Below are 21935 nucleotides of genomic sequence, written 5' to 3'. Positions count from 1 at the left end.
TGAAATCTCATATAAGCGCACAGAACATTTATCCATCTCGACGAAAAATCTAAAATAATTTCAAAAGAACACTAACACTTTTGTCATTTATGAATATGCTGTCACTGAGCAAATAATTCCGCTTTTACCCATGAAATTCCGCTATCGTTAAGGAACATAACAGAGCATTCTTCATACTATGTATTAGTCCTAAACGTGTTTCAGGGATGAGAGCGAGGACAATTATTTATAGGAGGTAAAACGATGGAACCTATTAAAGAGAGACTATGCATCCGCGTGCCAAAAGTCTACGATTGGGTTAATCGCGAAGTTGAATTACCTGTTTCTTGTCATATGGGGAAACATGGATTTGACAACTTAGACTTTGATTTTCATTTCGACTTACCAGGAGATACAGATCCGTATGAACTTGATTTCTTATCAGAAACTTGTGAAGCATCTTGTATGATTACAGATTCTTCTGGTAATCCAGTTGACTACAACTGCGAAGAAGGATTAGAAATTACAGAAATTATTCAATCAGGTGGTCGTCCTGAAGTAACAGTTACACTTCCAGATGGAGAGTGTGTAACACTTCAAAGAGTTAAAGTACTTGTAAGAGGTTATTATGTTGTTCGTATTATGGATGAAGATGGCGATCTTTGCTACTCAGCTCCACAGCCTTTTGCAACAATTCAAACATTCTTCTTATGCGCTCCAGAAGGAACAGAGCTTATAGGTCATGTTACGTTTGCTGACTGTCACGCATCAATTATCAGCAACCCACATAACTGCTTCCAACAGCTTGATGTATGCTTAACACTTTGCTTAGACATCCAAATGGAAGCATATGTGAAAATTGAAGTTGAAGGAAAGTTCTGTGATCCACGTCCAGATATCGACATTGTTACAAACGGATCTTGCCCTGTAAAACAGGCTCCACCACAGTGCCCAGAGATTTTCCCTGGCTACTCTCTATATGAATAAGAGGAGATTTTTTCTCCTCTCTTTCCTCAATAAGTGATGTGTCAACAGGCGATTGGCCCCCTCCAATTGCCTTTTTCTTATAAAGCAGAGAGTTTTTTAGAATATTGACAAATCTATCTTCGTATCTTCATACATATAAAAAGAGGAGGTAAAACTATGGGTAAAAAAACAACTTCATCTTCTAATCAATCTATACAGCTACAACAGAAACTTATTCACTATAAATCTGAAATTAATCGATTGGAACATACAATAAAAAAGTACGAGCAAGATCTTGAGACAGAACGAGCAAATGTAGCATTTTGGAAAAAGAAATATATCCCACCTATTCATTCATTAGATGACGGACAGACGGAAGTCTTAAAAAAAGAAATTTCTCTATTAAAAAATGAGCTTTCTGAGCAAAAAATGATTAATGAACGCTTGCAGGCAGAAAGAATTCTCTCTTCTCCTAAAGCCACTCTCACAACTTTGAAATGTTATTTTATGTACTCATCAATTATTCCGTCAGGAGAAGAAGAAGATGTAACACTCATTGGAAATGCTGTTATTAAAAATGAAACGGAGGATACAGTCCACGCTCCCCTTTTATGTTTAAAAGTAAGTGAACCAAAGTGTATTATAAGCGGAAAAATTCGAGATTCATCTCATAAAGAAGAACCTAGTCTTTCAGAACAAAACTCAGAAGGATGGGAATACGCTGTAAAGGATTGGAAAGAACGTGTTCAAAAAAATGGAGAGTATTGGTTGAAACCTTTAAAAACGCATGAAATTCCTCCAGGAGAATCTGTTACCTTTGATTCTTTTCAACTAACTCTTAGTTCTAGTCTTTCGTCTTTTATTTTAGAAGGATATGCATACACAACTGAGTTCAAAGAAGGCGTTCCATTCTTAAATAAAGCGATATTCAACTTCTCATCTTAGAAAAACAAGGTGTGGTTCAAAACCACACCTTGTTTTTTATTCTACAAATGATTCAATAATCCCAGCTATACCTGCAATCGCAAGTACAAAGAGAAATGGAAATGAAATATCTGGATATATTGAATAAAGAACATAAAGACCGATAGCACACCACATTCCTGTGCACCAATAACAGCTTAACAGTTCCCCAATCCACCTTCTCAAACCTGTTCCTTTCATTTTTATATACGTAGTTACAGAACCATCTTCAAGCGTTTCTTCTACAATTTCATGAAAGGGACGACGAATAAAGGAGGTAATCTTATCAAAAACAATGAGTCGTGTTAGACGAAACGTAGCAAGAACGAGCAGTAGCAAAGTCATCCACGTCATAAAAGTTTTTGCCTTCCTTTCATAGTCTAGACATTATGTTCAGCTCACTTAAGATTCCTATATTTTTAAAATGGTAATATCTTTTACCTCACTTGTAGGAACAACAGTTTGTTCCGTTTTAGCTGGATTAATCATGTAAAGAGTCTTATCTTCTACTTTTACAATTGTGCCACTATAAGTTCGTTCTTTTGTTTCTACTTGACAAACAGGCTGTGAGAGGTGTGGTGGAAAATCAGCTAAAAAAGCCGCTTTTTCTTCAATACTCATCTTCTGAAACATTTTATTTTCTTTTTTCTCTTTTTCTTTTTCTGCTAAAGGATTTTGGACTACTTCAAGTGCTTTTGAAAGCGATGCTACTTTTTCACGCTCATCTCTTGTTTTCTTCACTTTCTTAAAAAAGGAGTTTTGGTACACAGATTGCATCGATCGCTTTGGCTTTTCTATCATCTCTGGTTGGACAATATACATAAGCGGCGTGTTTTCCCCTTCATTATTAAACTTTTTCAAACTCTTCTCCCCTTCCATGCTGACGTTCACTTAAAATTGCGACATTCTTTTAAAAATGTATGCTGTAAGGGAGCAAAGTTTGTTCGTTTCTCTAAAAAACATAAAAAAAATCAGCTTTTCATAATGAAAAGCTGATTTATTAGTTATCGTGCCATGCTATGGAAACCAGAATCAACGTGAATTGTTTCTCCAGTAATTCCGCGTGCAAGGTCGCTGAATAAGAATAATGCTGTATCCCCAACTTCTTCAGGGTTTGTTGTGCGACGAAGTGGTGCACGCTCTTCAATATCTTTTAAAATAGAGTTGAAATCACTAATTCCTTTTGCAGAAAGCGTGCGAATTGGACCTGCTGAAACAGCATTTACACGAATTCCATGCTGACCAAGATCAGATGCTAAATATTTCACACTTGCATCAAGGGAAGCTTTGGCAACGCCCATTACATTGTAGTTTTGGACAACGCGTTCTCCACCTAAATAAGTTAGGGTAACAATGCTGCCGCCCTCTGTCATGAGATCTTTGCTTGCTTTTGCAACAGCTGTTAATGAATAAGAACTAATGTTATGCGCAAGCAGGAATCCCTCGCGCGTTGTGTTCATGTATTCACCTTGTAACTCTTCTTTGTTTGCAAATGCGATGCAGTGAGCGATTCCGTGAATTGTTCCAACTTCTTCTTTAATTTGTGCAAAACATTTTTCAACTTCCTCGTCATTTGTTACATCACAAGGTAATACAAGTGAATTTGCTCCTTCTAAAGAAGAAGCTAAGTCTTGGACATTCTTTTCAAGACGTTCTCCTGCATATGTAAAAACTAGGCGAGCACCTGCTTCGTGTAAAGAACGTGCAATAGCCCAAGCAATGCTTCGTTTATTAGCAACCCCCATCACTACGTATGTACGGCCTTCTAAGGATAAACTTTTCATTGAAGATTCTCCTCACATTTTTTATTGTTAGTATTAGTATCAGGTACTAATATCATCTTCAGTATACCACATTATCACTTCTCAACAAATGCTTATCAAAAAAAAAAGCCTGAACTTAAAGTTCAGGCTTCTCGATTGAACGACTCTTTCCAAACTGCAATGTTCGCTTTAATTCTTCTACGTACTCTGTAGAACCCGTTACAATAATCCGATCATCTCTTAATAGTTCAGTGTCTCCATGAGGAATGAGGGACTCGTTCCCCCTAAAAATTCGAACAAAAATCACATCTCCTGTAAATGGAAATTTCCGAAGTGGAATGTTCATATACTTTGGATTATGAACGTCAATTTGATAAAGAGCTGTATCTCTATTTGTTAAAATCCCAATTAAGCTTGGTGACTCGATAAGAGCTTTCATTAACGACGTTGTTGAAGTTAATACTGAAAAAACATCAACATCATGGTCACGGACTTTGTCTTGTAAAGTTGGCGTTTCAATTCGCGCAATAACACGCTCAACACCTATCTCTTTCGCATAAAGAGCAATATCTGCATTTCGTTCCTCATTCCCAGATGTCACAACAAGAATGTCTGTATCAAATACATCTTGCTTCTTTAGTTCTCCTATATCATAGCTTTCAATTTCAACAATATCAAATAGTGAACTTGATGTTTCATCTTCAACTTTTTCCTGTGCTGGATGAAATAATGTAACATCATATACATGTGGGCTAAGCTCTTTTGTAACAGGTAAAGTAAGCTGGTTTGCTCCAATCAGTTTAACCCGAACAGTTGGATTTTCTGATGATGGGTTACGAAATAGCTTAGCAAATAAGATTGGTGAAATAATGCTTGAAATAACAGCAACTAAAATCAGAGCTCCGCTCATTTTTTGATCAATAACGCCTAAGTTTTCACCAACTTTTGCAGCTGCAATAACAAGAGACAATGTTGAAGTTAATAAGAAACCCGCCGCAAATACTGTTTTTGTATCGTACCATTTCTTTAATAGATAAACTGGAATGATTTTTGAAATAAGTAAAGCTACAACAAGAAGTGGGATAAGAATAATTACTTTTGAATCACTCAACATCTCCCCTAAATTCAACTCTACTCCAACCATTACAAAGAAAATTGGAATTAAGAAGCCATATCCAAAGGAATCCAATTTCTGTACCATATCATGGTTTGGTGACAATAAGGAAACAAGAACACCCGCTAAAAAGGCACCTAAAATATTTTCTGCCCCAATTGATTCTGATAATCCTACAAGTACGATAATCAGAGTGAAAATGGCCCGGGTCCCAATTTGGATTGTTCCTGTTGATAAGGATTCAACAAAAGATCGCTTTTTGAAATAGTTCCCGAAAACATAAAGGACAATTCCAGCACCAAATAAAATAAGCAGCAGCCACATGCTTCCTCCGCCACCTTCATGAAGTGAAGCGAAAACGGCAAGCAGAATCATTGTAACAAGGTCAGCAATAACAGCTACAAGTAAAATAATTTGACCGATATTTGTTTTCATAATTTGACGGTCTTTCAGGGTTGGAACAACAACGCCAAGTGAAATAGTTGAAATAATGAGGGTCATTAAGAACGCATTGTCTATAAATCCCATCCACACAAACAAATAGGAAAGGATAAGAGAGAGAATAAAAACTCCTCCAAAAATTAAGCTTGAAACAGCAAATGTGTTAGGAGCTTTTTTCCCATTTGAAAGCTGTTCTTTTTGCTTACTACCCGTGAAAGCAGAAAAATCAATTTCAACTCCGCTCAAAAACATTAAAAAGATAAAGCCTAGGGTTGATAATGTTTCAAGCCACATATCTTGTTGAACAAGATCAAATCCACTTTTTCCAATAATAAGACCAACAATAATTTCAGCTACAACAACAGGGATCACTCTTAACCTGAAACGATGTAGCAAAATAGGAGTTAAGAAAGCACAGATAACAACAATAGCTAGTGAGACAACTGAAGCATGTTCTTCCATGTTACTCCACCTTCTTTCTTTAATTTATTTACTATCAAGTAAGATAACTCATAAATGTTGTTGCAAGCCCAAAATAAATTAATACACTAATAATGTCATTTACGGTTGTAATGAACGGACCTGAAGCAACAGCAGGGTCAATCTTAAATTTATGCATAATAATTGGAACAAGCGCTCCGGCAATTGTTGCTGCAATAAGAGTTGCAAAAATAGAAGCTCCAACAAGCAGCCCTAACACGAAGCTGTGTTGCCATATATAAACAACAAAAACGACTAGGATTCCACAGCTTCCTCCTGTTATTACCCCTGTTAATCCTTCACGGACGATAAGTTTCCATTTGCTTTCCTTATCTGCTTCACCTGTTGCAATTCCCCTAACAGCAACTGCTAATGCCTGTGTTCCTGTATTACCAGCCATTCCGCCAATAAGAGGAATAAAGACTGCAAGTATTGCCACTTTATCAAGTGTCTCTTCGAACTGCCCAATAAGATTTGCTGTTAGCATTCCCAAAAATAGTAGGATGACAAGCCACGGCAAGCGTTTCTTTGCCGCTGAAAAGGGAGTGCGAATCGTATCATCAACATCTGAAATCCCGGCAAGCTTTGAATAATCATCAGATGCCTCTTCATCAATAACGTCCATTACGTCATCAACGGTAATGATTCCAAGGAGGTGGTTCTGAAAATCAACAACTGGAAGAGCTAAAAAATCGTAGTCTCGCATTGTACGTGCTACTTTTTCTTGATCTTCAGCAACAGAAACAGATACAACCCTTTCGCTCATTACTTCACGAATTAACGTGTCATCTTCTGCCACAATAAGATCACGTAAAGAAATAACTCCAACAAGGCGTTTCTCATCATCTATGACGAATACATAATAAATGGTTTCAGCAACAGGTGCTTTTTCTTTTAAAATTCTCATTGCTGAACTTACTGTCTCATTTGCATAAATAGCTACGTACTCTGTTGTCATAATACTGCCGGCAGTTGATTCTTCATAATGAAGAAGCTCTTTAATTTCATCTGCTGCTTCATCATTCATAATTGTTAAATAGCTTGCAACTTGTTCTTTATCAAGCTCATTTAACACGTCAACTGCATCATCAGCGTACATATCTGCTAACATATTAGCTGCAAAGTCCGGCATCATTTCGCCAAGAAGCTCCTTATACTCTTCCTCTGAAACTTCAATACTTTCAAAGATTGAAGCCATTTCCTCTGGTGAGAGGAAACTATATAAAATAAGGCGTTCTTCTTCATTAAGCTCTTCATAAAACTGAGCTTGATCATAAGAATGGAGATTCAGAAACTCTTCTCTAAATGTTTCAATGTCACGTAAATGAAGTAAATGAAACAAAACGAGCTCTGTCTGCTCTTTTCTTTCCTGCTCTTTTTCGTTATTCATCATAACCCACCTCCATGAAGTTGTTCATCTATAGAAGCTAGACAATACATGTATTCCGATAAAATCAATGTACCCTCTTTTGTTTTAGTTTTTATCTTTTAATATTAGAGTAGAAAAAAAACGGATAGGACATGATAAAATGTGTTGAAAAAGTTCTAGAAACTTCGAACGTTTCCTCTAGAATTACCACATATCAAAGAGAAATATAGAAGAAAATCCTCTAAAATTAAACTACGGATAAACTTAAAAAGGAATGATAACATGGTTAAACAATCTGCGCAAGGATTTGATGTAATCGGTGATATTCATGGCTGCTATGATGAATTTGTCCTTTTAACAAAAGAGCTTGGTTACCAGTGGAATACCGATATCCCCTTACATTCAGAAGGAAGGAAACTCGTATTTTTAGGTGATTTAACAGATCGAGGAAAAAATTCCTTAGCTGTTATAGATACCGTTTCAAAACTCGTTAGCAAAAAGGCCGCTTTTTATTGTCCTGGTAACCACTGCAACAAACTTTATCGATTCTTTAAAGGAAATAAAGTACAAATCACCCATGGACTTGAAACAACTGTTGCTGAATATAGCTCCCTCTCCAACGACAAGCAGGCGCTCGTTCGTGAACAGTTCATGAAACTGTATGAAAATGCTCCTCTTTATCTTGTGCTTAATAAAGGAAAATTAGTTGTTGCACATGCTGGCATCCGAGAAAAAGATATTGGAAAACATAGTCATCATGTAAAGACCTTCGTTCTTTATGGAGACATCACAGGAGAAGTACATCCAAACGGCTCCCCAGTTCGTCGAGATTGGGCTCAGCACTATGAGGGGAAAGCAACTATTGTCTATGGACATACCCCTGTTAAAAGCGTCCGAAAAGTGAATAATACATATAACATTGATACGGGAGTAGTTTTCGGAGGAGCTCTCACAGCTTTCCGATATCCTCAATATGAAACGCTGTCTATTCCCTCCTCAATGCCGTATATTGAAGAGAAATTCTCTACTTTCTCTTAAAAAAAGAGAGCTTGCTTTACTGTGCAAGCTCTCTTTGACATTTCAACATATCTTCTGGTAGTTCTCCTATAAATGATAAATATTGACCTGTAAATGGGTGTTTAAATTCCATTTTACAGCAGTGGAGCGCTTGACGGTTCATTCTCCCTTGCTTACCTCCGTATAAATCATCTCCAAGTAAAGGGTGCCCGATATAGCTCATATGCACGCGAATTTGATGTGTTCTTCCCGTTTCTAAAGAAAGCTCAACAATAGCTGCCTCTTTGAAGCGTTCAAGCACTTTGTAATGAGTTACAGCATGCTGACCATGCTCCACAACTTCTCTCTTAATAATGCTATCATCTGCTCTACCAATTGAAGCTGATATTGTTCCTTCTTCTGCAGGAACACCATGAACAAATGCTTGATAAAAGCGATGGATTTTATGACTTTGCTGCGCTTTTGAAAATAAATAATGACTATATCTATGCTTTGCCACAACAAGAAGTCCTGATGTATCTTTATCAAGTCGATTAACAAAGTGTAGTGTCGCATGAATATCGTTCTGCACATAATAGTACAAAAGCGCATTACTCAACGTACCTGATTGATGTTCCCGTGAAGGAATTGTCGCAATACCCGCCCTTTTATTAACAACGAGAAAATGCTCATCTTCATAGAGAATATCCAAGGGCATTTTCTCCGCTTTAATATTCTCACTTCGTTTTTCAAGTGGAAAAGCTACCTCTAAAACATCACCTTCTTTTAATATATATCGTACTGTTTCATCTTGATTATTAACCTTAATAAATCCACCTTGAAATTTAATTGCTGTAAGCGATGCTTTTGAGATGGAATGTTCCTTTAAAAAGTCTCTTGTTATTGTTCCATCATAGTGTGCTGGAATTTCCCAAAAGAGTGTAAACCTTTTTTCCATTATCTCTACCTCTTTATTTAATATAGATCAAAAACTTTTTATTACTTATTTAAAAAAGAAAACGCAACTCGTTCTTTATATAAACTATACAAAAAAGGCAGCTTTTTATAAAGCTGCCTCCTTTTATTCTGTAACAAATGAATCTCGTACTCTTTGCCAAAACGGAAATGTACGAAAGCGCGCAAAGCGAATTTTCTCTTGAGCCACACGACATTGAATAGACTTTACTTCTTTATGAAGCAACGTCAGGTGATCAATTGTAATTTGAAAATCGACGTCATTCACAGGCTTGAACATCCCTGTATGATGGGCTGGCAAAACAAGCGGTGAACCAATTGTTCTGAATACGCGATTATTGATAGAAGCCATCTCTGCAACTTGGATAGCTTGAAGAGATGGATGAAGAATAGCTCCTCCTAATGCTTTATTATAAGCAGTACTTCCGGAAGGAGTCGAAATACAGAGACCATCCCCTCGAAACGTTTCAAAGAGCTGCCCTTTAATTTCAACGTCTACAACTAAAGAACCTTCAACACTTTTTATCGTACACTCGTTTAAAGCAAGATAGCGCGATTCTTTCCCTCCACCTAAATAACGAATAATCACTTCAACAAGGGGATATTCCACAATTTGAAACGGAGTTTTAGCGATTGCAATAACAAGCTTTTCAATCTCTTTCGGTCTCCAATCCGCATAGAAGCCTAAATGTCCTGTATGAACTCCAACAAAAGCTGTTTTATCTAAACGATGTTGATAACGGTGAAAAGCATAGAGAAGTGTTCCATCTCCTCCAACTGAGATAACAATATCTGGATGTGTTTCATCATACTCTAAATTAAAATCAAGCAAATATGTACGCATTTTTTGTGCGAGCGTATTCGATGTTTCATCACCTTTTGACGTTACTACAAATTTCAATTGTGGCTCCCTCCATTGATTGTTATTTTTCTTTCTTTCGTGAAAACATAACTTGGGCTTCTTGGATTTCTTCCCTTATTTTAGACATCTCTTCGTCAAGTTGAAAAGCTGCTTCTGAAGCGCGTTGTAAACGCTCCTTAATTTCTCTTGGAAAGTTGCCGCTATATTTGTAGTTCAGCGAATGTTCAATTGTTGCCCAAAAATTCATCGCAAGCGTTCTAATCTGAATTTCGACGAGAATTTTTTTCTCGCCTTCGATCGTTTGAACGGGGTAGCGTAATACAACATGGTAAGAACGATAGCCACTTTCCTTCTTCTCTGTAATATAGTTTCTTTCTTCTACAACTTCAAAATCGTTTCTTTCTTTTAAAATCTCTACAACAGAGGGAATGTCATCGACAAACTGACACATCATACGTAGCCCTGCGATATCCTGCATTTCCTCTTCTAAACGATCTAGCGGAATCCCTTTTCTTGCTGCTTTATCAAGGACACTCGGAATCGGCTTCACCCGACCTGTTACAAATTCAATTGGAGAATGAGTTGATTTCAACTCATACTGAGATCTCATTCCTTTTAATTTTACTTTTAATTCTTCAACCGCTTGTTTATAAGGAGCTAAAAATAAATCCCAATGTTTTAACATACTGATTTACACCACCAATTTTGTTCAAGAAAATATGTGCTCTTTTAAGCTTTATTTAAAAATATTTTTTCAACAGAACCCATAAATTCTTCTCCATAGTTAGAGTTTCCTTCGATGTTTTCTACAAGGTCTTCTAATTCTGTGAAAATATTTTCAAGTTGTACTTCATGTTCACCTATAAGAGCTACAACATTGGTATTATTTTCTTTTGCTTCCTTAATGTCATTCCAGTATGGCTCCGTAATACTAACATAAACAAACGCTTCGTTTACATCTATAATATAAATGAAAGATAAATTATCAGAATCAACAATCATTTGACCTGTATCTTCTATTGTTTCAATGTTTTGGTTTAACGCTTCTGTTTTAATATATAAGCGTCCCTCTTTCCATTCTGTACCATTTACTTCGATTCTGTTTGACATAGCAGTAAATCTCCCTTCAACAATAAATGAGCATATTATGTATATTTAGACTGAAACCTCTGAATTACCCGCCTTCATTTTACCATATTAAAGCTAAAATTCGTAGAGAAGTCCTACTAGTAAAGAAAGGCACTTAATAAAGAAAAACAGAGACAATTGAGTTTACTTTTAAAACATGGAATAATAGAAAAGATATTATTTTTTTACAAGGAAAGGAAATATATGATGAAACAAGAAATTGAGATTGAATTTAAAAATTTATTAACTTCTACTGAATTTCATAAGCTTATGGATGCTTTTCATATAGACAATAGTCAGTTTAAAGAACAAACAAACTACTATTTTGATACTCAAACGTTTGATATTAAAGAAAACCGAGCTGCTCTTCGGATACGATGTAAAAATGATTGCTATGTTTTGACACTTAAACAGCCAAGTAAAGTTGGCCTTCTTGAAACCCATGAAACGTTAACAAAGGAGGAAGCAACTCGTTTATTAAAGGGTGAATCCCCTCTTCCCTCTTCAATGGAAAAACAAATCAAAACCCTTGGTATTGAAGTAAGGAAAGTTAACTTATTTGGCAGTCTTACAACGAGAAGAGCGGAGGTTCCTTATAAGGACGGACTGCTTGTTTTAGATCATAGCACATACCTTAATCATGAAGATTTTGAACTTGAATATGAAGTAAGAAATGAGGAAAGTGGAAAAAAAGCATTCCTAGAGCTTCTCAACCATTTTCATATTCCAATGCGAGAAACGAACAATAAAATTCAGCGTTTTTTCAACTTAAAACATAAGCAACTAGGAGAGCATGATGAATAATATTCAATCTTATTTAGCAATTCTACAGCTTCAGGCTTTTCAAACGATGACATCTAATAAACTACCCGCAAATGAATCATCTTTAAACTCTCTATTTTCATCGATCCTTAGCGATGTATTGCTGACATCCGCTTCATCACCTGAAGTGGAAAAAAGTTCATCTGGCACTGCCTTTTTGCAGAATCAGCTTACACTTTCCTCTCCTCTGAGTATGACGAGCCCACCTGTACAAGCACAAGCGTCAGAAAAAAGGGATGAGCCATTTATGAACCTTATTCATAAAGCGAGTGAAGAATTTGGAGTAGATGCTAAACTCATCAAAGCCGTCATTACACAAGAATCTAATTTTAAAAAAGATGCTAAGAGCGGTGCAGGAGCATTAGGCCTTATGCAGCTTATGCCAGCTACATCACAAAGTCTAGGTGTACTAAATCCTTTAAACCCTCTTGAAAACATAAGAGGGGGAACAAAATATTTGAAAAAGATGCTTGAGAAATATGATGGGGATGTCTCCCTTGCTCTTGCTGCCTATAATGCAGGTCCTGGCAATGTAGACAAATATGGAGGAATTCCTCCTTTTACTGAAACGAAAGAATATGTGAAAAAAGTAATGGGTTATTATCAAGTATAAAGGCTTCCTGTCTAAGATAGGAGCTTTTTTTTGCATGATGCTTATAGGCGGATAGTTTGAGTTAAAGAGAGACGACTGCTACAATATAACAAAGTAAACCGTTGTTTCTGACTGTTATTGCTATAGTAGAATCATTAAGTTTTTGGCAATATATTAACGAAAGCGGACATAACCTAAACAAAGCTATTTTGGATTTATTCACAATTTTATGTTTGAATAGAGATTTTTTATAAAGGAGTTATGACAATGGAAAAAAGAGATATGACGCCTTATGAAGCTATCGGGGGTGAACACATGATTTCTGACCTTGTAGAAGCTTTTTATAAGAGAGTAGGAAACCATCCAGACTTAGCTCCAATTTTTCCAGACGATTTAACTGAAACAGCTCGAAAACAAAAACAGTTTTTAACACAGTATTTAGGAGGGCCTTCCGATTACACAAACGAACATGGACATCCAATGTTAAGGGCTCGGCACTTGCCTTTTGAAATCACGCCAGCGCGAGCAAAGGCTTGGCTCTCCTGTATGAGTGACGCAATGGATGAAGTAGGACTTAACGGTATGTTGCGAACCCAAATTTTTCATCGGCTCACGCTCACTGCTCAGCATATGGTGAATACTCCAGATGAAGAAGGCGTATTACCTTGAACAATAAACAATGTGAAAAAAGAAAGGCGTTCTCTTTACAACACCTTTGCAGAGGATCAAACAAAAAGCCGGTCGAAGTCTACTTTTTTGTTGATCCACTTTGTCCAGAATGTTGGGCACTTGAGCCGATTGTTAAAAAACTTCAAATTGAATACGGAGAGTATTTTAGTCTTAAACATGTTTTATCTGCTCAGTTAACGAGTCTGAATACGTTAAAAAAAGCAAAGCCTGAAAAAATGGCGCAAGTTTGGGAAAAAACAGGGAGTCGTTCTGGAATGTCCTGTGATGGAAGCTTGTGGCTAGAAAATCCAATCTCTACTCCACATGCAGCTTCAATTGCTATTAAGTCAGCGTGGCTTCAAGGAAAACAGCATGGTATACGGTTTTTAAGAGCAATGCAAGAAACGCTTTTTCTTGAAAAACAAAATGTTACAGACCCAGATGTACTGCTTGACCTTGCCGCACAAGTAGGACTTGATGTCGAAGAATTTAAAAAAGACTTATTAAGCGAAAGCTCTGCAAAAGCTTTCCAATGTGATGCAAAGATTATGTATGAAATGGACGTTGATCAAAGTCCAACACTTGTGTTCTTTAACGAAAATATTGAGGATGAAGGAATTAAAGTTTCTGGATACTATGATTATGAATTATTTAAAAACATTTTATTTGAAATGTTAAAAGAAGTGCCTGATCCTTCTCCACTGCCACCGCTTGAAATCTTTTTAGAATATTATACATTTGTGGCCACAAAAGAAGTTGCAGTTGTTTATGATTTATCAATCGAACAAGCTGAAAAAGTGCTAAAAAAACTTCAGCTTCAACAGCGTGTTGAAAAAGTCCCTGTCAAACATGGAACATTTTGGCGCTATATTATTTAATCATCTAAAACAGTCCTTATATCTTTTTTAAACAAAAGAAAGACCCAGCAAATTTGCTGGGTCTTTCTCGTTGTCATTAAGACAACAAGGGGATGGGAGAAATTTTTCACGGTCAAACAAAGGGGTATATGTTTGTGATTAATTTCACATCTATAATATAGCAAATATTATCTAGTGCTGACAAGTACTTTGTATTTCATTTCACATTTTTGTCAAACTTTTTAATACGGATGTTATGATTTCTTCTTCATATATATAGTAGCAAAAGTACAGAAAGGAGAAAAACATGAAAAAACTTTATCCACTTTTGCTTTTTTTCACTGCCTTTTGCTCGTTCCTGTTCTATGGTCTTTCTTTATTAAACCTTGTTTCTTTGCTTATTGCTGCGCCTCTTTTTTTCCTTGTTATTTTAGCTTTCTTCTCCTATCTTAATAACCGAAAGCGCTTTTCAGGATTCAAATAGAAAAAGGCAGGAAATAATCTCCTGCCTTTCTTCTTATTGATTTAGAAGTTTTTCCATTTCATCAAGTTTTTCTTCAAATACTTTTAAAGCTTCTTCAATTGGTTTTGCACTTGTCATATCTACGCCTGCTTTTTTCAATACGTTAATTGGATAATCAGAACTTCCAGCCTTTAAGAACTCTAGATAGCGTTCAACAGCTGGCTCTCCTTCTTCTAAGATCTGTTTACTTAAAGCTGTTGCAGCACTGAAACCTGTTGCATATTGATAAACGTAGTAATTATAGTAAAAATGAGGAATACGTGCCCATTCTAAACTAATGTCTTCATCAATCACCATATCTTCCCCAAAATACTTCTTATTCAAATCATAGTATGTTTTAGAAAGAAGTTCAGGTGTTAACGGTTCGCCGTTTTGCGCTTTCACATGAATATCATGTTCAAATTCCGCAAACATTGTTTGACGGAATACAGTTGCACGGAATCCTTCTAAATAGTGATTTAACACATATTGTTTTTGTTTTTCATCTTCTAAATTCTCTAATAAATACTCATTTAAAAGTGCTTCATTTGTTGTTGAAGCAACTTCCGCTACGAAGATAGAGTAATCTCCATAAGGATATGGCTGCGTTTTTCTTGTATAGTAACTATGCACAGAATGGCCAAATTCGTGTGCTAAAGTAAATAAATTGTTCACATTATCCTGCCAGTTCATGAGTACATAAGGGTTTGTGCCATATGAACCAGAAGAATAGGCTCCACTGCGTTTTCCTTTGTTTTCATGCACATCAACCCAGCGATTGTTAAATCCTTCTTCAAGTACGCTTTTATACTCTTCTCCAAGAGGTTCGAGGCCTTTTAACGTATATTCTTTTGCTTCTTCGTACGTTACTTTCATATTAACGTCTTTAACAAGCGGAGTATACAAATCATACATATGAAGCTCGTCAACGTTTAACACTTTTTTGCGAAGCTTCGTATAGCGATGAAGAAGCGGAAGATGTTTATTAATTGTTGTTACTAAATTATCATATACTTCTTCCGGTATGTTGTTTGCACTAAGAGCTGCTTGACGGGCTGACTCATAATGCCGAACAAGCGCATTGAAATTATCACGTTTTACTGTTCCAGATAGCGTGCTTGCAAACGTATTTTTAAATTTCCCATATGTATCATACATTGCTGAAAATGCTTCTTTTCGAACACGACGATCTTCACTTTCTAAAAATCTTGTATAGCGGCCATGTGTTACTTCTACTTCGTTTCCTTCTTCATCTTTAATCGTTGGAAACTCTAGATCCGCATTATTCAGCATTCCAAATGTTGTGCTTGAAGCCCCTAAAACATCTCCTGCTTTAGCTAGTAATGCTTCTTCTTCAGCGGATAATACATGTGGACGCTGTCTTGTTATTTCTTCTAAAGCATGTTTATAAAGACGCAATGCTTCATTCTCTTCTAAGAAAGAAGAAATCTTCTCTTCTTCAATAGCTAAAATTTCTGGTGTCATAAATGATAAGGCACTTGCTACTTGCGTATATAAATTTTGAATTCTGTCATTTAATCCTTGATAAAAACTGTTTGTTGTATCTTGGTCGTAGCGCATATGCGCATATGCATACAGTTTCTCTACTCTTAGTGTTACCTCATCTTGTGTTTTTAAAGCATTATATAGGTTCTCTGATGACTCTCCTAATTTACCCGCATAAGCTGTAACAGATGGGATAAGTTCTTTTACTTCATCAAATTCTTTTTCCCATTCTTTATCTGTTGCAAAAATATCTTCTAGTCTCCACGTATCCTTCTCAGGAATTTCGCTGCGTGCTGGTAGTTTTTTAGTTTGTTCTGTCATCATTTTCCCTCCATATCTTAATTGTTCAAATTTAGTTGTTAAAAAATTTACTACTTCTTTATAAATTCTTTGTTTATTCTATGCTTCCCTGCTTTTTTTCAAACATAGGGATGTTTTTCCTATCCTTTTATCGTATCGTTTTCTTTCTATGCTGTCATCCTTTTTGCTGTTTGAGTTGGAGTTTATTCATAATTTGATAGTCCCCATCAATTGGATGCTTGTGTATAGGCATTGTTGTCCACATTCTGTTGATTAAAAAGCAATTGGTTTCTATCTCAGTAATAAATCCAACAGTACTAAGCAACCTTAAATATTCTTTCAAAGCGTCTTCAAAGCTTCCTTTTGTTATCATCGGAAGTTCTCGTAATTTTACATGTCGACTTTGTATCCTTCTTTTAAACTGCTTGAGAATGGTTTCATAGTGGATAATACAATTTCTTTTTTGAGGTAGAAAATGATCAAGTAATATATAAAGTTGCCACACACAAGAATGGCTCTCAATGAAATAACCACTTTTTACAGGCAGACCGGCCTCACTAGGAAAATGAGAAGGAGGAATATGGTTAGTATAGAGAAGTTTTAAAAGAGGGGCGTACGGATTTTTCGGATATAAGGCGTATTTCATTCTCCATTCTCCTTTTTTAATAACCCAAGGCACAAAGAAAGAAGCTTTTGAGTAACGGGGATGAAAAAGAGAGTGGAGAGATAAGGAAGCTGTGCTGTAGTAAGAAACAGTGGCAAATACAGATGTCGGGGAGAAAGCTATAATATCGCTAACGATAGTAAAACGGGAAAAATTCGGACAATAATAGAGGAGATAGGGAGATGAATGAGAAACTGGGGGTTGAAGAAACTTCCATTCATTATAGGATACCTTCAGACTTCCTTTTGTATTTCTTCTAAAACGTTTCGCACTTAAGATCCAAAGAGGCGTAACATTTAAACGGTAATAGCCTTTATTTCGCTTTCGAAGTGCTTCAAGCGAAAGAGCTGAACATTGAAATTCAATAGCGATATGAGAAGCAGGTAAAAAAAGATCAGGACGCTGTGATATAGAAGGCAAATATTCTTCCATTTTTACTTTTGTTTGTTTTTCGAGCCATCTGTAGAGGCCTTTTTTCCCCTCTAAATGATAAGGTGTTTCTCTTTCATATTCGCAGGCACATGATGATTGCGGTTCGTGAGCAAAGTGAGCAATGTTTTTCACCCCTACTTTCAATATAAGCTTTCCTTTACAAATTGGACAGTAAAACTTTGTTTCCTTTAGGGCTTGATAATAATCATATGAATAGCGTTCTAACAAAGTAATCTTTTGACCTGTTTCAGTTTGAGCAACAAGCAAAATTTTAAAACCTCCCCTTTTTGTTTTTTTAGAGTACGAGTCATTATTCGACAACATTTTCTAAAATCCTTTTTCCCATAAAAAAAGTTCTCAATAAGAGAACTTTATAAAAGAGGAGATAGGAGTCTACACGCTGATTCTATAAGACGAATGGCTAAAGACCTTTGAGCAAATTGCTTACTTTCTAGATGATTCGCATCCTCAAAATCTTCTAAAAAAGCATACACAAGTTTCTGGGTGCTTCCCGTTTTATAAAGAAAAGCATTAACTTCAAAATTCAGATGAAAGCTCCTCATATCCATATTAGCTGTCCCAATGGAAGCTATTTCATGATCTACGATAATAATTTTGCTGTGTAAAAAACCTTTTTCATATTCATATATTTTCACTCCAGCTCCCATCAACTCAGGAAAGTAAGACCGAGAAGCATAAAAAACAATCTTTTTATCAGGCCGTTTCGGAGTTAAAATTCGCACGTCAACACCGCTCAAAGAAGCGACTTTTAAAGCAGTCACAATATCTTCATCAGGAATAAAATAAGGAGATGCAATCCAAACAGACTCTCTTGCTGTTGTAATCATAGAGAAAAAAAGCTGCTTAATCACTTGAAATTCTCTATCAGGACCTCCAGCAATAATTTGGACACCACCGTCTTTTTTCACATCAGGAAGTGTTGAAAAAAGATACATAGAGTTCAACAAATCCTCTCCTGTCATGTAATACCAGTCCTGTAAAAAGGTAAGCTGAAGAGAACGAACACCTTCTCCTCTTATTTTCAAATGGGTGTCACGCCAAAATCCATAATGCCTGCTATGTCCAAGATACTCTTCTCCAATATTCAATCCACCAACAAAACCAATAGAGCCGTCTACAATAATTAACTTACGATGGTTTCTAAAATTCACTTTGCTTGTTAGCAACGGGAAAGTAACAGGCAGAAAAGGAACCATTTCTACTCCTGCCTTTACAAGCTCTTTTATATACTTTTTTTTCAGTTTAAAACTTCCTACTGCATCGTATAAAAAACGAACTTTCACACCTTGCAAAGCTTTTTCAATGAGAATTTCTTTAATCTGATTTCCTAACTTATCACTTCTTACAATATAATATTCTAAATGAATGTGATGTCTTGCACTATACAAAGCGTTTATAATGGTAGCAAACGTTTCTGTTCCATTTGTTAATGTTTCCGTTTCAGTTTTAAAGGAAATTGGGCTTTTACCAACATTATGAGCAAGATAGAACAATCGTTTTTCGTGCTGATTAAACGGATGTTGAACATCTTTAAAAAGTTCTCCCTCTTGTTCTTTGAGAACTTTTTCATCTAACTTCCCTTTCTTTTCGAAAAGTCTTCGTTTCCGAACGTTACGTCCAAAAAATATATAAAAAATGAAGCCAAAAAGTGGGAAACTTCCAAGAACAACGAGCCAAGTAAGCGTCTGGTTAGGATGGCGATTTTCTAAAGAAATAAGGATGCTAATGAAAATAACGCTTATTGTCATAAGAACGCTCAAGATGCCAAGCAGTGTACTGTTCCATAAACGTTCAGTTAATAGAACGAAGGAGACGGTAACGAAAACAAATAAAATAAGCTTAATTCCGTTCTTCAACAAATATGCACCTATTTCATTTTATATTGTGAAAAAACAGAAAGTCGTTACCACAACAAGGCAACGACTCATTCTCCACATATTATATATATCGCACAACCTTCAAGCTCAAAACTAAAAGTTAAGAATTTGCAAGAAGTGGGAAATGTTTTTTTACTTCTTCTAGTGCATTCTCTTTCATAACAAGCTTACCGTACTCTTCAAGATGATGAACAGTTGTTCTTGATTCTTCACTATATTCAAGCAAAATGCTAAGAATATCGTCTAACTTTTCAATGTCATCTTGGCAGTTGAAAAACTCTACGTATAAGTAGTAACGATTTTCGAAAGCATATAAATTGTTCGGAATTTCGGGAAGCTGAATACGATGACTTAAAGAAATTAGATCTTCAAAATCTTTAAAATGAAGTACAAACTGAAGGGATTCTTCATCATTTTCATCTTCAGCAACTTCACTTATATTATGATCATCAAGCAAGGATTCCAACTTTTCATCAACAGGAATATCAATTTTTTTGTCTTCCCCAACAGGGACTTCAAATTTTTGACCATCTTTAGAAAGACTTGCTCGTGTAACGACAACCTCGATTCCTTTATCCATTGCTTGCACTTGAATCCAAAGAGGACCTTCAATTGTAAACTCCTCTTTGTGATGAACTTCATCCATCATATCCCAAAAGAGTTCTTCACTTCGTTCGCGACTAAACCAAATTTCATTTCGATCGAAGCCTCTTTCTTCTATATCAATATAGGAAACGTAAAATTTTACTGTATTTTCATTTATGCGTTCTATTTCCATTCGTAGCTCTCTCCCTTCTCGTTTTCATTACAAGGCATTTGACCTGTTTCTGAAGGGACGGTATGACCCCTTTTTTGTATTTCTTTTACCCACTTACATTCATTCTTAATCGCTCCGAGAAAACGTTATACATCAGCTCTTTGCTTTGCGTTGGACATATTCTACACTAGAACACGTTTTTCGTAAAGTTTCTTCCTCTCTCCCTTTTTAAATCTTAACATTAGTTTCCCAAAAAGGACTTTGAATAGAAGTGGAAGACTTCGGTACTAAAAACTTCTGCTCTCACTGTAGATATTCATTACTACGGTAAATTATATCTTCATTGTATGACAAAATACCTCAGAAAGAAAATAAAATGTTTGAGAAGACTCTCATATCACTTTTTTTCTTCAATTAAAAAATAACAGACAAGCTTGAGACTTTTTTGAATATATTTAGGTAATGAAGATGGGAGGATGTCAAATTGGAACTTGAAGCGCTCACCATTATTTTAATGATTATCGGCATTGACATTGTACTTGGAGGCGATAATGCCATTGTTATTGCTCTTGCTTGCCGCAACTTACCAGAAAATCAGCGTAATAAAGCGATTGTACTTGGTACAGGCCTTGCCATTATAGTACGCATTCTTCTGACAATGGTTGCTGTCTATTTGCTTACGATCCCTTATTTACAGTTCGCTGGTGGTATTTTGCTCATAAGCATTGCCATTAAGCTACTGATCCAAGAAGAAGAACAACAACATATTAAGGCTAGTGTGTCCATTTTTGCGGCCATCAAAACGATTGTTTTTGCGGACATTGTAATGGGTCTTGATAACGTACTAGCTGTCGCTGGAGCTGCACACGGAAACTTAACATTTGTTGTCATTGGCTTGCTTGTTTCAGTTCCAATTATTGTCTGGGGAAGCAAAATAGTTCTTTACTTGATGGAGCAATTTTCTTTTCTTGTATACGTTGGTTCTGGTATCCTTGCGTTTACAGCAGGTAAAATGATCACCCACGAAGAAAAGCTTGCTTTTTTCTTTCACTCCTCGTCAACTCTCTACATTGTTCCAACACTGCTTGTTATATTTGTCGTTGCAATTGGATTTATTGTCAATCAAAAAAAGACAAATCGAAAAAAAGTGGCTTAACTTATTGTTAAGCCACTTTTTTTATAGAAAGAAATATGTTTCTTATTCGTTAACCAATTTTTGTGCTTCACGTAGTTGAAATGTACGAACTTTTCTTGGTAAGAAACGACGAATCTCATCTTCGTTATATCCAACTTGCAGGCGTTTTTCATCAAGAATAATTGGGCGACGCAATAAACCAGGGTTGTCTTTAATTAGACTGTATAAATCTTTTAATGGCATTGCATCGAGCTGAACGTTCAGCTTTTGGAACGTTTTAGAACGAGTTGAAATAATTTCATCTGTTCCGTCCTCAGTCATACGCAGAACTTCTTTAATCTCATCAATAGACAATGGCTCTGAAAAAATGTTACGTTCTGTATAAGCAATATCATTTTCCTCTAACCACGCTCTTGCTTTTCGACATGAAGTACAACTTGGTGAAGTATATAGTGTAACCATTCTTTCATTCCTCCTCATTGGAATAAAATCATAAACACTTCAAACATGATGGAAGCGGTTCTTTTTTGTATACTAAAAATAGCATAGTTTGTATAATACTTATTTAAAATAGATACTAATTTAAAATAAGTTTAAATTGAGAATCTCTATCAGTATTATACAACAAATCTGACCTTAATGGTATACTTTTTCGAATTTTTCTTGTGCTTCCCTTTTTTTTTACCACACCTAATATACGAATAAACGTCATAAGGGGTTTCATGTTCTTGATAAATATTCGTGACAACTTTTTGAACAAATTAT

The 21935-nt window shown here is 35.9% G+C and carries 23 protein-coding genes; 9 read left to right on the top strand and 14 right to left on the bottom strand.

Going from position 1 to position 21935, the window contains the following annotated elements; genetic code table 11:
- The first annotated feature begins 243 nt into the window (after nt 1–243).
- Both B9N79_RS17140 and B9N79_RS17135 read left to right on the top strand, forming a co-directional pair.
- Nucleotides 244–966 carry a BMQ_0737 family morphogenetic spore coat protein gene (locus tag B9N79_RS17140; RefSeq protein ID WP_019393806.1) on the top strand — a complete coding sequence of 241 codons (723 nt, stop codon included), beginning with the start codon at nt 244–246 and terminating at the stop codon, nt 964–966.
- A 156-nt stretch (nt 967–1122) separates the two neighbouring features.
- A complete protein-coding gene (locus B9N79_RS17135) occupies nt 1123–1890 on the top strand; it encodes a hypothetical protein (protein ID WP_019393807.1) in 768 nt (255 codons plus the stop codon).
- Nucleotides 1891–1926: 36 nt separating this feature from the next.
- On the opposite strand, the gene B9N79_RS17130 is transcribed toward B9N79_RS17135, so the two are convergent.
- The 5 genes from B9N79_RS17130 to mgtE all read right to left on the bottom strand — a co-directional run bounded on the left by B9N79_RS17130 (nt 1927) and on the right by mgtE (nt 7096).
- The gene (locus B9N79_RS17130) at nt 1927–2262 is read right to left on the bottom strand and encodes a DUF1360 domain-containing protein (RefSeq protein ID WP_019393808.1); all 336 of its coding nucleotides are present in this window, start codon (nt 2260–2262) and stop codon (nt 1927–1929) included.
- Nucleotides 2263–2319: 57 nt separating this feature from the next.
- Complete coding sequence (locus B9N79_RS17125; protein ID WP_158512787.1) at nt 2320–2769, bottom strand: CotO family spore coat protein; 450 nt, start codon at nt 2767–2769, stop codon at nt 2320–2322.
- Between the two features lie 143 nt (nt 2770–2912).
- A complete protein-coding gene (gene fabI / locus B9N79_RS17120) occupies nt 2913–3692 on the bottom strand; it encodes an enoyl-ACP reductase FabI (protein WP_019393810.1) in 780 nt (259 codons plus the stop codon).
- A gap of 115 nt (nt 3693–3807) precedes the next feature.
- Nucleotides 3808–5688, bottom strand: a complete 1881-nt coding sequence (locus tag B9N79_RS17115) for a monovalent cation:proton antiporter family protein (protein ID WP_046216720.1) — start codon at nt 5686–5688, stop codon at nt 3808–3810.
- 34 nt (nt 5689–5722) lie between these two features.
- Entirely contained in the window at nt 5723–7096 is a 1374-nt protein-coding gene (gene mgtE, locus B9N79_RS17110) for a magnesium transporter (protein WP_026009675.1), read from the bottom strand.
- 261 nt (nt 7097–7357) lie between these two features.
- On the opposite strand from mgtE, the gene prpE reads away from it, so the two are divergent.
- Nucleotides 7358–8113: a bis(5'-nucleosyl)-tetraphosphatase PrpE gene (gene prpE / locus B9N79_RS17105; RefSeq protein WP_040057140.1), complete on the top strand. Its 756-nt coding sequence runs from the start codon at nt 7358–7360 to the stop codon at nt 8111–8113.
- A gap of 16 nt (nt 8114–8129) precedes the next feature.
- On the opposite strand, the gene B9N79_RS17100 is transcribed toward prpE, so the two are convergent.
- The 4 genes from B9N79_RS17100 to B9N79_RS17085 all read right to left on the bottom strand — a co-directional run bounded on the left by B9N79_RS17100 (nt 8130) and on the right by B9N79_RS17085 (nt 11018).
- Entirely contained in the window at nt 8130–9029 is a 900-nt protein-coding gene (locus B9N79_RS17100; protein ID WP_040057141.1) for an RluA family pseudouridine synthase, read from the bottom strand.
- A gap of 123 nt (nt 9030–9152) precedes the next feature.
- Entirely contained in the window at nt 9153–9947 is a 795-nt protein-coding gene (locus B9N79_RS17095) for an NAD kinase (RefSeq protein WP_019393815.1), read from the bottom strand.
- Nucleotides 9948–9969: 22 nt separating this feature from the next.
- Nucleotides 9970–10593: a GTP diphosphokinase gene (gene yjbM, locus B9N79_RS17090; RefSeq protein ID WP_019393816.1), complete on the bottom strand. Its 624-nt coding sequence runs from the start codon at nt 10591–10593 to the stop codon at nt 9970–9972.
- A 44-nt stretch (nt 10594–10637) separates the two neighbouring features.
- Nucleotides 10638–11018, bottom strand: coding sequence for a UPF0738 family protein (locus B9N79_RS17085; protein WP_019393817.1), 381 nt, complete (start codon nt 11016–11018; stop codon nt 10638–10640).
- Nucleotides 11019–11243: 225 nt separating this feature from the next.
- Between B9N79_RS17085 and B9N79_RS17080 the strand changes: the two genes are divergently transcribed.
- From B9N79_RS17080 to B9N79_RS26205, 5 genes are all read left to right on the top strand, one after another.
- On the top strand, nt 11244–11840 hold the full coding sequence (locus B9N79_RS17080; protein WP_040057251.1) for a CYTH domain-containing protein: 597 nt from the start codon (nt 11244–11246) through the stop codon (nt 11838–11840).
- Nucleotides 11833–12471, top strand: coding sequence for a lytic transglycosylase domain-containing protein (locus B9N79_RS17075; RefSeq protein ID WP_048896698.1), 639 nt, complete (start codon nt 11833–11835; stop codon nt 12469–12471). The genes B9N79_RS17080 and B9N79_RS17075 overlap by 8 nt, the downstream gene beginning before the upstream one ends.
- A gap of 246 nt (nt 12472–12717) precedes the next feature.
- Nucleotides 12718–13119 (top strand): globin domain-containing protein, encoded by a 402-nt coding sequence (locus B9N79_RS17070; protein WP_040057143.1) that lies wholly within the window; start codon nt 12718–12720, stop codon nt 13117–13119.
- Nucleotides 13116–13997 (top strand): DsbA family protein, encoded by an 882-nt coding sequence (locus B9N79_RS17065; protein ID WP_019393821.1) that lies wholly within the window; start codon nt 13116–13118, stop codon nt 13995–13997. Before B9N79_RS17070 ends, B9N79_RS17065 begins: the two co-directional genes overlap by 4 nt.
- Nucleotides 13998–14283: 286 nt before the next feature.
- Entirely contained in the window at nt 14284–14460 is a 177-nt protein-coding gene (locus tag B9N79_RS26205; RefSeq protein ID WP_019393822.1) for a hypothetical protein, read from the top strand.
- A 33-nt stretch (nt 14461–14493) separates the two neighbouring features.
- On the opposite strand, the gene pepF is transcribed toward B9N79_RS26205, so the two are convergent.
- The 4 genes from pepF to mecA form a co-directional block, all read right to left on the bottom strand.
- Nucleotides 14494–16305 (bottom strand): oligoendopeptidase F, encoded by a 1812-nt coding sequence (pepF, locus tag B9N79_RS17060; RefSeq protein WP_019393823.1) that lies wholly within the window; start codon nt 16303–16305, stop codon nt 14494–14496.
- Nucleotides 16306–16459: 154 nt separating this feature from the next.
- Nucleotides 16460–17647, bottom strand: a complete 1188-nt coding sequence (locus B9N79_RS17055; protein WP_040057144.1) for a competence protein CoiA — start codon at nt 17645–17647, stop codon at nt 16460–16462.
- Nucleotides 17648–17751: 104 nt separating this feature from the next.
- Entirely contained in the window at nt 17752–19257 is a 1506-nt protein-coding gene (gene cls / locus B9N79_RS17050) for a cardiolipin synthase (RefSeq protein WP_046216719.1), read from the bottom strand.
- A 121-nt stretch (nt 19258–19378) separates the two neighbouring features.
- Nucleotides 19379–20056: an adaptor protein MecA gene (gene mecA, locus B9N79_RS17045; RefSeq protein WP_019393826.1), complete on the bottom strand. Its 678-nt coding sequence runs from the start codon at nt 20054–20056 to the stop codon at nt 19379–19381.
- Nucleotides 20057–20519: 463 nt separating this feature from the next.
- Between mecA and B9N79_RS17040 the strand changes: the two genes are divergently transcribed.
- Complete coding sequence (locus B9N79_RS17040) at nt 20520–21191, top strand: TerC family protein (RefSeq protein WP_019393827.1); 672 nt, start codon at nt 20520–20522, stop codon at nt 21189–21191.
- A 42-nt stretch (nt 21192–21233) separates the two neighbouring features.
- Here the strand turns inward: B9N79_RS17040 and spxA are convergent, their stop codons facing one another.
- On the bottom strand, nt 21234–21632 hold the full coding sequence (spxA, locus tag B9N79_RS17035) for a transcriptional regulator SpxA (protein WP_019393828.1): 399 nt from the start codon (nt 21630–21632) through the stop codon (nt 21234–21236).
- Nucleotides 21633–21935: the final 303 nt, after the last annotated feature.

This window comes from Priestia filamentosa (assembly GCF_900177535.1).
In the GTDB taxonomy this organism is placed as follows: Bacteria; Bacillota; Bacilli; order Bacillales; family Bacillaceae_H; genus Bacillus_I; species Bacillus_I filamentosa.
This window is presented reverse-complemented; position numbering and strand designations above follow the sequence as displayed.